Annotated in this window: 10 protein-coding genes; 6 read left to right on the top strand and 4 right to left on the bottom strand. The window is 68.8% G+C overall.

Features of this window, described 5'->3' with window-relative positions:
- Positions 1–17: 17 nt before the first annotated feature.
- Both NDR87_RS12410 and galE read left to right on the top strand, forming a co-directional pair.
- Positions 18–704: a metal-dependent transcriptional regulator gene (locus NDR87_RS12410; protein ID WP_251911799.1), complete on the top strand. Its 687-nt coding sequence runs from the start codon at positions 18–20 to the stop codon at positions 702–704.
- A 3-nt stretch (positions 705–707) separates the two neighbouring features.
- Positions 708–1,688, top strand: a complete 981-nt coding sequence (gene galE, locus NDR87_RS12405) for a UDP-glucose 4-epimerase GalE (RefSeq protein WP_251911798.1) — start codon at positions 708–710, stop codon at positions 1,686–1,688.
- Between the two features lie 12 nt (positions 1,689–1,700).
- On the opposite strand, the gene NDR87_RS12400 is transcribed toward galE, so the two are convergent.
- From NDR87_RS12400 to NDR87_RS12390, 3 genes are all read right to left on the bottom strand, one after another.
- On the bottom strand, positions 1,701–3,005 hold the full coding sequence (locus NDR87_RS12400; RefSeq protein WP_251911797.1) for a DUF4192 family protein: 1,305 nt from the start codon (positions 3,003–3,005) through the stop codon (positions 1,701–1,703).
- A gap of 105 nt (positions 3,006–3,110) precedes the next feature.
- Positions 3,111–4,043, bottom strand: a complete 933-nt coding sequence (locus tag NDR87_RS12395) for an aldo/keto reductase (protein ID WP_251911795.1) — start codon at positions 4,041–4,043, stop codon at positions 3,111–3,113.
- Between the two features lie 40 nt (positions 4,044–4,083).
- The gene (locus tag NDR87_RS12390; protein ID WP_251911793.1) at positions 4,084–4,791 is read right to left on the bottom strand and encodes a DUF5642 family protein; all 708 of its coding nucleotides are present in this window, start codon (positions 4,789–4,791) and stop codon (positions 4,084–4,086) included.
- A 196-nt stretch (positions 4,792–4,987) separates the two neighbouring features.
- Here NDR87_RS12390 and NDR87_RS12385 point away from each other — a divergent pair, with 196 nt between their 5' ends.
- The 4 genes from NDR87_RS12385 (at position 4,988) to speD (ending at position 11,104) form a co-directional block, all read left to right on the top strand.
- Entirely contained in the window at positions 4,988–5,929 is a 942-nt protein-coding gene (locus NDR87_RS12385; protein ID WP_251911791.1) for a proteasome assembly chaperone family protein, read from the top strand.
- A 58-nt stretch (positions 5,930–5,987) separates the two neighbouring features.
- Positions 5,988–8,495: a DEAD/DEAH box helicase gene (locus NDR87_RS12380; protein ID WP_251911789.1), complete on the top strand. Its 2,508-nt coding sequence runs from the start codon at positions 5,988–5,990 to the stop codon at positions 8,493–8,495.
- 267 nt (positions 8,496–8,762) lie between these two features.
- Positions 8,763–9,878: a type III PLP-dependent enzyme gene (locus NDR87_RS12375; RefSeq protein WP_251911787.1), complete on the top strand. Its 1,116-nt coding sequence runs from the start codon at positions 8,763–8,765 to the stop codon at positions 9,876–9,878.
- Between the two features lie 8 nt (positions 9,879–9,886).
- Entirely contained in the window at positions 9,887–11,104 is a 1,218-nt protein-coding gene (gene speD, locus NDR87_RS12370; protein ID WP_251911785.1) for an adenosylmethionine decarboxylase, read from the top strand.
- 192 nt (positions 11,105–11,296) lie between these two features.
- Here speD and NDR87_RS12365 read toward each other — a convergent pair whose 3' ends face one another.
- Entirely contained in the window at positions 11,297–14,770 is a 3,474-nt protein-coding gene (locus tag NDR87_RS12365; protein ID WP_251911783.1) for an indolepyruvate ferredoxin oxidoreductase family protein, read from the bottom strand.
- Positions 14,771–14,888: the final 118 nt, after the last annotated feature.

The raw sequence follows: 14,888 nt of genomic DNA, 5'->3' as shown, positions 1-14,888 counted from the left end.
CGACGAAGGGGTAACAGGTGAAGGATCTGGTCGACACCACGGAGATGTATCTCCGTACCATCTACGACCTCGAGGAGGAAGGTGTCGTTCCGCTGCGCGCACGGATCGCCGAACGCCTCGAGCAGAGCGGACCGACCGTCAGCCAGACGGTCGCGCGGATGGAGCGCGACGGCCTGCTGACCGTCGCCGGCGACCGGCATCTCGAGTTGACCGAGAAGGGCCGGGCCATGGCGGTCGCGGTGATGCGCAAGCACCGGCTGGCCGAGCGGCTGCTGGTCGACGTGATCGGTCTGGACTGGCAGAACGTCCATGCCGAGGCGTGCCGCTGGGAGCATGTGATGAGCGAGGACGTCGAGCGCCGCCTCGTCGAGGTGCTCAACCACCCCACCACCTCCCCCTACGGCAATCCCATTCCGGGATTGGACGAATTGGGTGTGATCGCGACCTCCTCGGCCGACGAGAAGCTCATCCGCCTCTCCGATCTGCCGCCCGGGCAGGTGTCGGCGGTGGTCGTGCGCCGGTTGTCCGAGCACATTCAGAGCGATCCGGAGATCATCGGCCAGTTGCGGGAGGCCGGTGTGGTGCCCGATGCCCGGGTGACCGTGGAGACCAAGCCCGGCGCGGTGGTCATCTCGGTGCCCGGCCACGAGGGCTTCGAACTGTCCGACGAGATGGCCCACGCCGTCCACGTGAAACTGGTCTGATACATGAAACTTCTGGTGACCGGCGGCGCCGGGTACGTCGGCGGCGTCTGCGCCCAGGTACTGCTCGAGGACGGCCACGAGGTGGTCGTCGTCGACGATCTGTCCACCGGCAATGCCGACGGTGCGCCCAGTGGTGCGAAGTTCGTCGAGGGCGATATCGCGACCGTCGGCGTGGAGCTGATCGAATCCGAATCCTTCGACGGCGTCCTGCATTTCGCCGCGCAGTCGCTGGTCGGTGAATCGGTGCAGCAGCCGGAGAAGTACTGGTACGGCAACGTGGTGAAGACGCTGGCGTTGCTGGAGGCGATCCGCCGTACCGGAACTCCGCGGCTGGTGTTCTCCTCGACCGCGGCGGTCTACGGGGAACCGGAGCGGGTGCCGATCACCGAGGACGCGCCGACCCGCCCGACCAACCCCTACGGTGCGTCGAAGCTGGCCATCGATCACGCCATCACCTCCTATTCGATCGCGCACGGGCTGGCGGCGACCAGCCTGCGCTACTTCAATGTCGCGGGCGCCTATGGCGGACTGGGCGAGAACCGGGTCGTGGAAACACATCTCATCCCGCTGGTCCTGCAAACCGCTCTGGGACACCGCGATTCGATCTCGGTCTTCGGCACCGACTACCCCACTCCGGACGGGACCGCGGTGCGCGACTACATCCACATCCGCGACCTGGCCCAGGCGCATCTGCTGGCACTGGCCCAGTCCCGCCCCGGTGAGCACCGCGTGTTCAACCTCGGCAGCGGCACCGGTTTCTCGGTGCGCCAGGTGATCTCGGCCTGCGAGCGGGTGGTCGGACACCCCATCGCGGCGGTGGACGCCCCGCGGCGAGCCGGTGACCCGGGGGTGCTGATCGCCTCCAGCGAGCGCGCGATCGCCGAGCTCGGCTGGGAGCCGCGGCACAACGATCTCGACGAGATCGTCTCCGACGCCTGGACCTACCTGCGCTCGCTCGGCGAGCGGGCACACAGCGCGCGCTGAGTCGCCCGCCGCTCATCGGTCGAACCGGTCGGGGTCGATACCGAGTTCGACGCCTACGCTCGCGGCCCGATCTTGTCCGCTGCGGGCCAATTTGCGCACCTCATGCGGCGGCAGACCGGTGCGCAGGGCGGTGTCGAGCAGCGCGGCGATGCGATGGCCGGGGTCGGCCGCCAGCGCCGCCGCCAGGGCGACTCCGGCCAGCGGTCCGTCGCCGCGCAGGTAGGCGCTGTAGCCGAGCAGGGTGGCCGCCTCCGCGCGGTCGTCTCCGTCGACACAGCGGCACAACCGTGTCCACACGGCCTCGGCCGCGTTCGCGTGATCGCTCGCGGCGAGGGCGAACAGCGCGTCGCGCACCGTCGAATCCCGCAGCGCCACCGCCAGATCCGCGAGTTCGCGCGGTTCGAGCGAGCCGCCGGAGTCGGCGGTGGCGATCAGCCACAGCACCAGTTCCAGGGCGTCCCTGCTGTAGTGGCCGGGCTCGCAGTGTCGCACCGCTCGCTCGTATCGGCGGCGCGCCTCCTCGACGGCCGCATCCAGCTGGGCGGCGACCTCGGCCGTCGCGTGCGGATCCGGGGCGACGACCGCCTCCAGTTCGGCGCGCGAGGCGCGGATCGGTCGGCCGTCGAGCACGTGGGCCAGCGCGATCGGTGAGGCCATCGGATCCGATTGCAGGCCCAGGCAGTCGAAATGGAGCAGGCTCCACCACAGCCCCTCGTCGGTGATCTCGCGCACCACCACCGCCTCGGCGACCTCGACGCCCTCCGCCTCGAGCGCGCCGCGCAGCACCCCCACCAGTTCACGGTGGCGGGCCGATCGCGCCCCCGGATCGCCCGCGCGCGGTGCGCCCGCCCGGTCGTCGACGATCAGGATCAGCACGGCCAGGGCCTGCTCCTGGGCGCAGATGACGGTCAGCTGACCGGCCAGCCGCGCCCACGCCGCGCGGCCGGGCACGTCCAGATCGTGGCGCGCCACCGAGCCCAGCCGCAGCGAATCGGGCCGATCGGGCGCCTCGTGCAGCAGGCAGGCCACCAGCGATCGCCGCGGGAAGAATCCCAGCAGCGCCGGGACCGCCGCGACGAACTCGCCCGGATCCGCCACTCGCAGTTCCGGATTCGGGCACACCGGCTCATCCGGGTCGGCCGGGCCATCGGCGACGCCACCGGATGCCGCGGGCGGGGACGGCGGCACGCCGTCGCGCGGCGGCGGGACCGGGCGCTGATCCCAGGTCATGCCCTTGGGCGAGCGGCAGATCGGTGCGTGCCGGGGCAGTTCGATCGAGCTGTTGTCGTTGGGCCGGGGCTCGGCTGGCGTTGTCATGCCACCACCTTGCGCTCCGCGCGCCCGCACCGATCCGCCGCGACCTGGGCTTTCAGAAAACCTGTGGATAACTGTTCGGCTGTGGAGGAATTCGGGTCCGAAGCGCTACCGCGAGGCCGTGGTCAGCAGCTCCAGCTCCGCCTCGGTCAGCCGCAGCTGCCCGACCGGCAGCAGATCGGCCAGCTGCGCGGTCGTGCGGGCGCTGGCGATCGGGGCCGCGACGGTCGGCTGGGCGGCCAGCCAGGCCAGCGAGACGGCCGCCATGGGCACCCGATGGGCGGCCGCGACGGCGTCCAGGGCGTCGAGCACCCGCAGCCCGCGCTCGTCACGGTAGGCGGCGGCCGCCTGGGCGCGCGGGCTGTCGACGGCGGTATCGGAACGGTACTTGCCGGTCAGAAAGCCTTTGGCCAGAGCGTAATACGGCACGGTGGCCAGATTCTCGGCCGCGGCCAGCGGAAGGAGTTCGCGCTCGAACTCCGCTCGCTCCACCAGATTGTAGTGAGGCTGAATGGCCACGTACCGGGCCAGGCCCTCGCGGTCGGCGAAGGCCAGCGAGGTGCGGATCCGCTCCGGCGACAGGTTGGAGGCGGCCACATAGCGCACCTTGCCCGCCCGGACCAGCTCGTCGAATGCCGCGACCGTCTCCTCGATCGGCGTGTCCAGATCGTCGAAGTGCGCGTAGTAGAGATCGATGTGGTCGGTGCGCAGCCGCCGCAGCGACGCCTCGGCCGCGCCGTGAATCGCCTTGGCGGACAACCCCAGATTGGGCGCGAGCCGACTGCACTTGGTGGCGATCACCACCCGGTCGCGATTGCCGCGCGCCGCGAGCCACTCGCCGATGATCGTCTCCGACTCACCGCCGCTGTTGCCCGGCGCCCAGGTGGAATAGGAGTCGGCGGTGTCGACGAAGTTCCCGCCCCCGGCGACGAAGGCGTCCAGCACCTCGAAGGACTCTTCCCGATTCGCGGTCCAGCCGAACACATTGCCCCCGAGACACAGGGGAAAGACATCCAGGTCGGTTGTACCAAGTTTCGCCATGACCTCGAACGTACTCCGCCGCCACGGCGGCGGCCTGCCGTCAATTCCGGCGGACGTCGCGCACCGCGGCGGTGAACACCTGGTCCAGTCCGGCCGAATCGGGCCGCTCGTCCCCGTAACTCATGTAGGTGACCGCGATCCGGACGTCGCCGACCTGGCCGAGCAGGGTCTGCAGCGACCGCGTGAGCCCCGGACCAGCCACCGGCCCGGTCACCGTGCGCCGTAGCGCCAGCGCATCGTCGACATTGCCGGGCGGCGGCGGATCCAGCCGCGTGACAACGGTATTCGTGGTCGGCCCGCGGCTGACGCGCATACTTCCGCAGCGTCGCACCCGCTCCCGCTCCCGGGCCAGCGGCCCGTCGGCGCGGGTCAGCTCGACGGTGAGGGTGGCGCGCGTGCGGTTGTCGGTGCCCACCACGACCGCGGCCCGATCCGGCTCGAACGACCGCGCCGGTGTACCGCAGTCGGCCGGATCGACCTGCGCGCCGTCGGGAATTCCGGTGATGTCCCCGGCCGCCTCGCGCGCCCGATCGGGCGAGAGCACCACGGTCGAATACGATGCCGGGAACTGGTCCTGACCCGGCAGCAGCCGAGTCAACGCACCGCGCACCTGCCCGTCGCGCGCGGGTTCGGGATGTCCGGACACCGTCGAACCGCACGCCGCCAGCAACCACCCCAGCGCCGCGCAACCGAGGGCGCGGCCGAGCGCGCGCAGACGGCGCGAGCCCGGCGAATCCGGCACGATCACGCGTTCACTATGCCGAAACCGCGCGCCCGCCCCACGCTGCCACGCCGGTACGCGCGTGCGGGAATGCCGAGTGGTTACTCGTTGTTGTGCGGGTGCGGTCCACCCCACCCGGCGCGGTCTCCGAAGCACATGAGAGACAATGAAGGTGGTCGGCGATCCCGCGTCGTGGTGGACCACCGCAGGAAGGAGTGACGCGATGGACTACGAGTCGCGAATGTACGAGCTGGAGTTCCCCGCTCCGCAGCTGTCGTCCGCCGACGGCGCGGGTCCGGTGCTGGTGCACGGTCTGGAGGGTTTCACCGACGCCGGTCACGCGGTCCGCCTGGCCACCACCCATCTGCGCGAAAGCCTCGAATCGGAACTGGTCGCCTCGTTCGACGTGGACGAGCTGCTCGACTACCGCTCGCGACGGCCACTGATGACGTTCAAGACCGACCACTTCACCGACTATGCCGACCCCGAGCTGAATCTGTGGGCGCTCAAGGACACCGCGGGCACACCGTTCCTGCTGCTGGCGGGCCTGGAGCCGGATCTGCGCTGGGAGAAGTTCGTGACCGCGGTGCGGCTGCTGGCCGAGCAGCTCGGCGTGCGCCGGACCATTGGACTCAGCGCGATCCCCATGGCGATTCCGCACACCCGCCCACTGGGAGTCACCGCCCACGCCAGCGACCGTGATCTGATCGGCGACCACCAGCGCTGGCCCGGTGAGCTGCAGGTGCCGGGCAGCGCCTCCTCGCTACTGGAGTTCCGGATGGCCCAGCACGGTCACGAGTCGATCGGCTTCTCCGTACACGTGCCGCACTACCTCGCCCAGACCGCCTATCCGGAGGCCGCCCAGACCCTGCTCGAGAACGTCGCCGACAACGCCGGTCTGCAACTGCCGCTGGCCGCCCTCGGCGAGGCCGCGGCCCGCGTGCGCGAACAGGTCAACGAGCACATCGCTGGCAATGCCGAGGTGGAGACGGTCGTGCACGCGCTGGAACGCCAGTACGACAGCTTCGTCACCGCCCAGGAGCGCCAGTCCAGCCTGCTCGCGGGCGAGGCCGACCTGCCCACCGGCGAGGAGCTGGGCGCGGAGTTCGAGCGCTTCCTGGCCGAGCAGACCGGCCTCGGCGACGACGAGGACGACCAGCGCTAGCTCCGGTGCGGGCAGGGCGCGAAAAAGCGCGTGACAGTTGCCGGTAACGTAGAGCTACGTGCAGCTGTCCGAACTGATCCCCGATCGTGCCGTGCCCGACGTGGATCCCGACTGGCTGTACGAGAGCTTCGCCGACTGGACCCTCGAGCAGGGCCTGACGCTGTATCCGGCGCAGGAAGAGGCGCTGCTGGAGCTGATGACCGGGGCGAATGTCATTCTCGCGACGCCGACCGGGTCGGGTAAGTCGATGGTCGCGGTCGGCGCGCACTTCGCGGCGATCAATCGCGGGCAGCGCAGCTACTACACCGCGCCGATCAAGGCGCTGGTGAGCGAGAAGTTCTTCGCGCTGTGCGAGGTCTTCGGTGCGGACAAGGTCGGCATGGTCACCGGCGACGCCGCGGTGAATCCGACCGCGCCGATCATTTGCGCGACCGCGGAGATCCTGGCCAATCTGGCGCTGCGCGAGGGCGCGGACGCCGAGGTGGGTCAGGTCGTGATGGACGAGTTCCACTTCTACGCCGATCCCGATCGCGGCTGGGCCTGGCAGGTGCCGCTGCTGGAACTGCCGAAGGCCCAATTCCTGTTGATGTCGGCCACTCTCGGCGAGGTCGACTTCTTCGCCAAGGATCTCGAGCGCCGCACCGGCCGCTCCACCGCGATCGTCACCGGCTCGCAGCGCCCGGTGCCGCTGATGTTCTCCTACGTGCGCACGCCGATCACCGAGACGCTCGAGGAATTGGTCTCGACCAACCAATCCCCGGTCTACGTCGTGCATTTCACCCAGGCCGCCGCCCTGGAACGCGCCCAGGCGCTCACCAGCGTCAACTTCGCGTCGAAGGCGGAGAAGGACGCCATCGCCGAGGCGATCGGCAGCTTCCGCTTCTCCAGCGGTTTCGGCAAGACGCTGTCGCGGCTGATCCGCCACGGCATCGGCGTGCACCACGCGGGCATGCTGCCCAAATACCGCCGCCTGGTGGAACGCCTCGCCCAGGAGGGCCTGCTGAAGGTGGTGTGCGGTACCGACACCCTCGGTGTCGGCATCAACGTCCCGATCCGCACCGTGCTGCTGACCGGGCTCACCAAATTCGACGGGGTGCGCACCCGCCGCCTCAAGGCCCGCGAATTCCACCAGATCGCCGGGCGGGCCGGGCGCGCCGGTTACGACACCATGGGCACGGTGGTCGTCCAGGCCCCCGAACACGAGATCGAAAACGCCCGGCTGCTGGCCAAGGCCGGTGACGATCCGAAGAAGCAGCGCAAGGTGCAGCGCCGCAAGCCGCCCGAGGGCTTCGTGTCCTGGTCCGAGGACACCTTCAATCGCCTGGTCGCCGCCGAGCCCGAACCGATGGTCTCACGTTTCCGGGTCACGAACTCACTGCTGCTCAACGTGATCGCGCGCCGCGGCAACTGCTTCGACGCCATGCGCCACCTGCTCGAGGACAATCACGAGCCGCGCCCGGCACAGCGCAAGCACATCCTGAAGGCAATCCGGCTCTACCGGGCCCTGCGCGACGCAGGGGTGGTGCAGCAGCTCGACGAGCCCGACGAATACGGCCGCCGCGCCCGCCTGACGGTGGACCTGCAGCGCGACTTCGCCCTCGACCAGCCGCTGTCCCCGTTCGCCCTCGCCGCACTCGAGCTACTTGACAGCGACGCCCCGACCTACACACTGGATGTGGTGTCCGTCATCGAGTCCACGCTGGAGGATCCGCGCCAGCTGCTGTTGGCCCAGCAGCACAAGGCGCGCGGTATCGCCATCGGCGAGATGAAGGCCGATGGCATCGACTACGACGAGCGCATGGAGCTGCTCGAGGAGATCACCTGGCCCAAGCCGCTGGCCGAGCTGATCGAGCCCGCGTTCGAGACCTATCGCGCCGGGCACCCCTGGGTATCGGAGTTCAGCCCCTCCCCCAAATCGGTGGTGCGCGAGATGATCGAGCGCTCGCTGACCTTCGCCGAACTGGTCAGCGAGTATGAACTGGCCCGCTCGGAGGGCCTGGTGCTGCGCTATCTGGCCGATGCCTATCGGGCGCTGCGGCGCACGGTTCCGGAGTCGGCGCGCACCGAGGAGCTCGACGACATCACCGAATGGCTGGGTGAACTTGTGCGCCAGGTGGATTCGAGCCTGCTCGACGAGTGGGAGCAGCTCACCAATCCCGGCGCGGAGAACGACGACGATCAGCTGGCCTTCGGTGCGGAGACGGTGCGGCCGATCACGGCCAATGAGCGCGCCTTCCGGGTCATGGTGCGCAACGCCATGTTCCGCCGCGTCGAGCTGGCGGCGCTGGGCCGCTGGGACCGGCTCGACGAGCTGGACGACGGACCGGACTGGGAGTCCGAGCTCGAGCCCTACTTCGCCGAATACGAATCCATCGGCACCGGCCCGAACGCCCGCGGGCCGCGGCTTTTCCAGATCGAGCCCAGACCGGGTTTCTGGCGCGTGCGCCAGGTGCTCGACGACCCGGCGGGCGATCACGGCTGGTCCATCGACGCCGTGGTCGATCTCGCCGAATCCGATGCCGCCGGTGAGGTGGTCTTCGACGAGATGACGGTGACGGCCGGATGAATATTTCCCGCCGCGCACCTGTCAGCGCTCTGATCCTGCGCCGAAAACAGATCCCGGCACCCGCCGGGATCATGGGTGGTAGCGCCGCTCACTGACGAGTGGCGATGTCGCGCTGCCCCGAGCAGCGCCGCCACCACGGCGTATGGAACCGCCGACGTGTGCTCGAGACGACGTCGATCCGGTTCGTAATCCACGGCATCCTGCTGATACTGTCTCGCTCCGTGCCTGCAGCCGGAAGCTGCCCAGAAGAAAGAGAGTTCCCTTAGATTGTCGATCTCAAACGCGCCCGAGTCGCCCTGTCTCGTCATCGATCTCGCCCGGGTGCGCGACAACTACCGCGCACTGCGGTCCGCCCTACCTACGGCGCGAATCCGGTTCGCGGTCAAGGCCTCTCCGATGCCGGAGATCATCCGGCTGCTCTGGTCCGAAGGCGCTGAATTCGACGTCGCCAGCATCGGCGAGATCGAGCAGTGCCTGAGCCTGGGCGTCGACCCGGCCGCACTCTGCTACGGCAATCCGATCAAGAAGGCCAGCCATATCGCCGCGGCCTACGCCGCGGGTGTGCGGCGCTACGCCTTCGACACCGAGGACGATCTCGAGCGCATTGCCGAGCACGCCCCGGGCTCGGAGGTGGAATGCCGGTTCCTGGCCTCGGCGCCGCAGTCGCAGACGCCGTTCGGCACCAAGTTCGGCTGCGCGCCCGGTGAGGCGGTGCGGCTACTGGTGCGGGCGCGCGATCTGGGCCTGCGGGTGATCGGACCGTATTTCCATGTGGGCTCACAGCAATTGGATCCGGCGGCCTGGCGAATCGGCATCGAGCAGGCCGGTGCGATCGCGGAAGCCCTTGCGGTCAAGGACATTCCGGTGCGCACCGTGAATATTGGTGGTGGACTGCCGATTTCGTATGTCGACCCCGCGCCGACGCTGTCCGATCTGGGTGCGGTGATCGCCGAGGCGGCATCGCACCATCTCCCGGAGCACACCGATCTGGTGGTGGAACCCGGCCGCGCCCTGGTGGGCAATGCCGGTGTGATCCACGCCGAGGTCGTGAATGTGCGCATCGCGCCGGACGGGCGGCGCTGGATATACCTCGATATCGGCCGCTACAACGGAATGGCCGAAACCGAGAACGAGTACATCGCCTACCGGATCGAAACCGGACGCGACGGCGACCCCACCGACGAGGCGGTGATTGCCGGTCCGACCTGTGACGGAGACGATGTACTGTATCAACGCACGCGTGTCCTCGTGCCTACCACGCTGCGAGCCGGTGATCCCGTTCGGATCCTCGATACCGGCGCTTATACGGCGAGCTATTCGTCGGTGTCCTTCAACGGTTTTCCGCCTTTGACTGTTCATGTCATCGGCGCTGAGCGAGAGTGAGTTCGCTTATGACGGCAGAATTCACCGGCTGGCATGTGCTGGCCGAGTTCGGTGGTGTCGACCCGCAGCTGTGCGACGACCTCGAACGACTCGAGACCGCGCTCCGAAAATCGTTGGTCGCCGCGGGGGTGACCATTTGCGATGTGGTGCACAAGAAGTTCGAGCCGCAGGGCGTCACCATTTTGGCATTGCTGTCGGAGTCGCACGCCTCCATTCACACCTATCCGGAGTCGGGCGATATCTTCGTCGACGTATTCACGTGCGGCAGTATCGGTTCGGGTGCCACCAAGGCGGTCGAACTGCTGCAGGCGGAGCTGTCGCCCGGATCGGTCAACATGGAGGTCATCCAGCGCGGCCACGCGGCGCGGCGCATTCACGAGCCGGTGGGCGAGGGCCTGACCCGGGTGTGGAACATGTCCGAGGTCATCGTGGACACCAACACCCCGTTCCAGCACATGGTGATCGCCAAGACCGAGCAGGGCGTCTCCCTGTTCTCCGACGACGACCGCCAGTCCACCGAGTTCTCCCAGCTGACCTACCACGAGGCCATGCTGGTGCCCGGCTACGCGCTGGCCGCGAAGCTGGACAAGGTGCTGATCATCGGCTCCGGTGAGGGCGTGGCCTCGCAGATGTCGGTCGCGGCGGGCGCGTCGCTGGTCGACCACGTCGACATCGACCAGCTGGAGGTGGAGCTGTGCGCCAAGCACCTCCCCTACGGCTACACCGAGGCCGATCTGGCCGAGGCGGTCGCCCAGACCGGCCCGATCAAGATGCACTACGCCGACGGCTGGGACTTCCTGGCCCAGGCCGAGGCGGCGGGCACCCGCTACGACATGATCGTGATCGACCTGCCCGACGAGCGCGTCGAGGATGCCCAGCACAACCGGCTGTACGAGGACGAGTTCCTGCTCCGATGTAAAGCACTGCTTGCCGAGGGCGGCGTCCTCGCCGCGCAGGCGGGCTGTCAGACCATGTGGCGCAACGAAACCCTGAAGCGCTCGTGGACCCGTTTCCACAACCTGTTCGACACCGTCGTCCCCTACGTCAGCGACGAGCACGAGTGGACGTTCATCTTCGGCACCTCGGCCACCTACGCGGACCCGGTGGCGAAGATGACCGACACCCTGGCGACCCTGCCCTACAAGGCCGAGACGATCGACGAGCGGGCCCTGGTCCGCGGCGCGATCGAGCCGCATGCCCTGCGCGTGGGTGTCACCGTCGGCTGACTGCCGCACAACGCGAATACGCGAAGGCTCACCCGGACGAGGAGATCCGGGTGGGCCTTCGCCGCATCGGGGCGCGAAAACGACTGAGCGCGGGACGGGAACCGCTACGGTCTGCGGGTCGTAACGGGTCCCGTCCCGCGCTCAGGCGGGTGGGCGGTGCGGCCCCTCATATGAACCGCACCGCCCGCTGGTTCACGGCAGCGCCGGCGGCTCGATCCCGAGCTCCCGCAGGCTGTTTCGGTAGGTCTCGACCGAGGCGAGCTTGACGTCCTCGTAGCCGCGGACCACATCGGCCAGCGCCGCGGCCCGCACGGCGCGGTTGTAGTCGGTGGCCAGGGTGTCGGCCAGGGCGGTGACCATGTCGGTGTAGTGGGCGAGCAGGGCGCGCTCGACCTTGCGCACGTGCATATAGCCGAACGGGTCGAACTTGGTGCCGCGCAGTCGCTTACCCTTGGCCAGCACCTTCAGTGCGACGTGGCCGCGCGGGCCGAAGCCGATCTTCTTCTTGCGACCCAGCGCGCGCAGGATCGGCGGGTGCAGCTTGTAGGTCAGGTTCGCCCCCTCGGGCACCTGGGCCGAAACCTCCTCCAGGAAGGCCGGATCGACCAGCCGCCGCGCTACCTCGTACTCGTCCTTGTAGGCGGTGAACTTGTACAGTCCGCGCGCGACCTGCTCGCTGAATTCGGTGCGGTCGGTGACCGCCCGCTGGGCCGCCCAGATGCGCTGCACGGTGGCGACGTACTCGCGGGCCACCCGCGCCCCCTGGAAGCCGATCAGCTCCACCGCGCGCAGCTCGACCAGTCTCCTGGTCTCCCCGGTGGCGGTGAGGCCGTCGAAAAGGTCTGCGGGGACCGCGATCTCGGTGCGCTCGGGCTGCGGGCGCGTAGTGGCGGCCGCGAATTCCGCCGGCCGCGCGACCGCGGCCCGACCCCAGCGGAACGCCGCGATATTCGCCGCGACGGCCACGCCGTTGATCTCGATGGCCTCCTCGATCGCGGCGGCGGGCAGGCGCAGTCCGCCCAGCTGATAGGCCGCGCCGACCAGCAGGAAGTTGGCGGCGGTGGTGTTGCCGAACAGCTCCTCGGCGGCGGCCAGCGCGTCGAAGGAGTGCACCGTGCGCGAGACGTTCTCCAGCCGCGAAAGCAGCAGTGCGGTCTCCGGATAGGTCACCGACTTGTCGTAGACCATCTCCCCCGTGGGGGTCTTGCTGGTCGAGGCCACCGACAGCGTGGTCTGCTTCGATCCGTAGGCCAGGTTCTTGTTGTCGGTCGCGGCGAGCAGGTCGAAGGCCACAATGCAGTCGGCACTGGCCGGGGTCAGCCGGTTGGACGGCTCCAATTCCCCCGGGGCGAAACGCAGATGCGAGACCACCGGACCGGCCTTCTGGCTCAGCCCGATCTGATCCAGGCTGGCCACCTCGTAGCCCGCGCGCATGGCCGCGGTCGCCAGCACCTGGTTGACCGTCACGATGCCGGTGCCGCCGATACCCGCCAGGAAGACGTTCTGGGTGGTGGTCGGGGCGGCGAGCTCGAGGTCGGGCAGCGCGGGCGGTTCGGGCCGGGTTCGCTTGCGGGCCTTGGCCTTCGCCGGATCGGGCAGCTCCACGGTGACGAACGACGGGCAGTCGCCGTCCAGGCAGCTGTAGTCGGTATTGCAGGAGGTCTGATCGATGCGGGTCTTGCGGCCGAATTCGGTCTCCACCGGCTGCACCGACAGGCAGTTGCTCTTCACCCCGCAGTCGCCACAGCCCTCGCACACCGCCTCGTTGATGACCACGCGGGTGTTGCGGGTGGGCAGCGTGCCGCGCTTGCGCTGACGGCGGGCGTCGGCGGCGCAGTGCTGATCGTAGATCAACACGGTCACCCCCGGAATCTCGCGCAGCGCGCGCTGCGCCTCGTCGAGCCGATCCCGGTGCCACAGCAGGGTTCCCGGGGCGAGGTCGCGCTTGCGGTACTTCTTCGGCTCGTCGGCGCAGACGATGATCTGCTTGACGCCCTCGATCGCGAGCTTGTGGGTCAGCCTCGGCACGGCCAGCGCGCCCTCCGCGTCCTGCGCGCCGGTCATCGCGACGACGTCGTTGTAGAGCAGCTTGTAGGTGATGTTCACCCCGGCCGCGATGCACGCCTGCACCGCCAGCTGACCGGAGTGGAAATACGTGCCGTCGCCGATGTTCTGGAACAGGTGGGGCACCTCGGTGAACGGCGCCAATCCGATCCACTGCGCGCCCTCACCGCCCATCTGGGTCAGGCCCAGCACCTTGGAGTCGTCGCGGCCGGACATGGTGACCATGGTGTGGCAGCCGATACCGCCCCCGGCCAGCGAGCCCTCCGGTACCGCGGTGGAGCGGTTGTGCGGGCAGCCGCTGCAGAAGTAGGCGGCGCGCTTGCTCGGCAGCACGGCCAGTGAGAGCGGTTGCGGCAGGGGACGTTTCATCTCGAGGTGCCCGTCGAGCACGCGACGCAGCGGCTTGGCGATCCGCCCGGCGGTCAACTCGCCGTCCTGATCGAACAGCGGACGGCCCTGGCCGTCGCGCTTGCCGACGATCTGCGGCGCGTCGGGGGTGCCGTAGAGGATCTCGCGGATCTGGGTCTCGATGAAGGCGGTCTTGTCCTCGACCACGATCAAACGCTCCAGGCCCCGGGCGAATTCGAGCACCCGCTGCGGCGCCACCGGGAACGGCATGCCGATACGCAGCAGCCGCACGCCCGCGCGGTGCAGTGCCTCGTCGTCCACGCCCAGATCGATCAGGGCCTGTCGGACGGCATCGAAAGTTGTTCCGGTGGCGGCGATCCCGATGCGCGCGTGCGGCGGATCGATCTCGATGACGTCCAGATCGTTGAGTGTGCTGTAGGCCTTGACCAGTTCCCAGCGCGGACCGTACAGATCGGCCTCGGCGATCACGCTGTCGGTCGGGGCGGCCATCGGGCGTTGGCGATAGGTGAACGGCCTGCCCTCCCACTGGATCTCGGGCACGACGATATCGATGTCGCCGACCGATCCGTCGACCGTCCACGCGCCGTCGGCCACATCGGCCACGATCTTCAGCGCCACCAAGCAGCCGGACACCCGCGAGAGCGCCACGCCGTGCAGGCCCATGGTGATGATCTCGCGGGCATTGCGCGGGAACAACACCGGGATGTTCATCGCGGCCAGGGAGCGCTCCGAGACGGCCGGAACCGTGGAGGACTTCGACGCCGGATCGTCGCCGACCAGCAGCAGCACGCCGCCATTGGGGTTGGCGCCGTACATGTTCGCGTGCCGCAGGGCGTCGGTGGAGCGATCCAGGCCCGGCCCCTTGCCGTACCAGACGCCCACCACGCCGTCGTGGGTGAGGGCGGCGCCGTCGGGCAATTCACCCTGACTGCCCCACACCGCGGTGGCGGCCAATTCCTCGTTCAGGCCCGGGACGAAGCGAATATCGTGCTCGGACAGCACTTCCGGCATGCCCGCGAGCATCCGGTCGACACCGCCGAGCGGCGAACCCTGATAGCCGGAGACGAAGGTGCCCACCCGTCTTCCGGCCCGCAGATCGCGCACATGCTGTTCCACCAGCTGGCGCGCGATGGCCTGGACACCGGTCAGCACGACGGTGCCGCCGCCGACCCGATAGCGGTCGGCGAGGTCGTACGGCGCTGGGAGCAGTTCGCGGTCGGCGAGCTCGGTCATCAGTTCCACCCGTCCGTTCGGCGCCTTGTGGACGCCTCTCGAAGTTGAGCATTCGTCGCCGTCATCCTGTCCGCATGACGCTGAATGAACAACAGATGGATCAGAAATTGCGCAGTGT

Source organism: Nocardia sp. CDC159, assembly GCF_023740735.1.
In the GTDB taxonomy this organism is placed as follows: Bacteria; Actinomycetota; Actinomycetes; order Mycobacteriales; family Mycobacteriaceae; genus Nocardia; species Nocardia pulmonis.
This window is presented reverse-complemented; position numbering and strand designations above follow the sequence as displayed.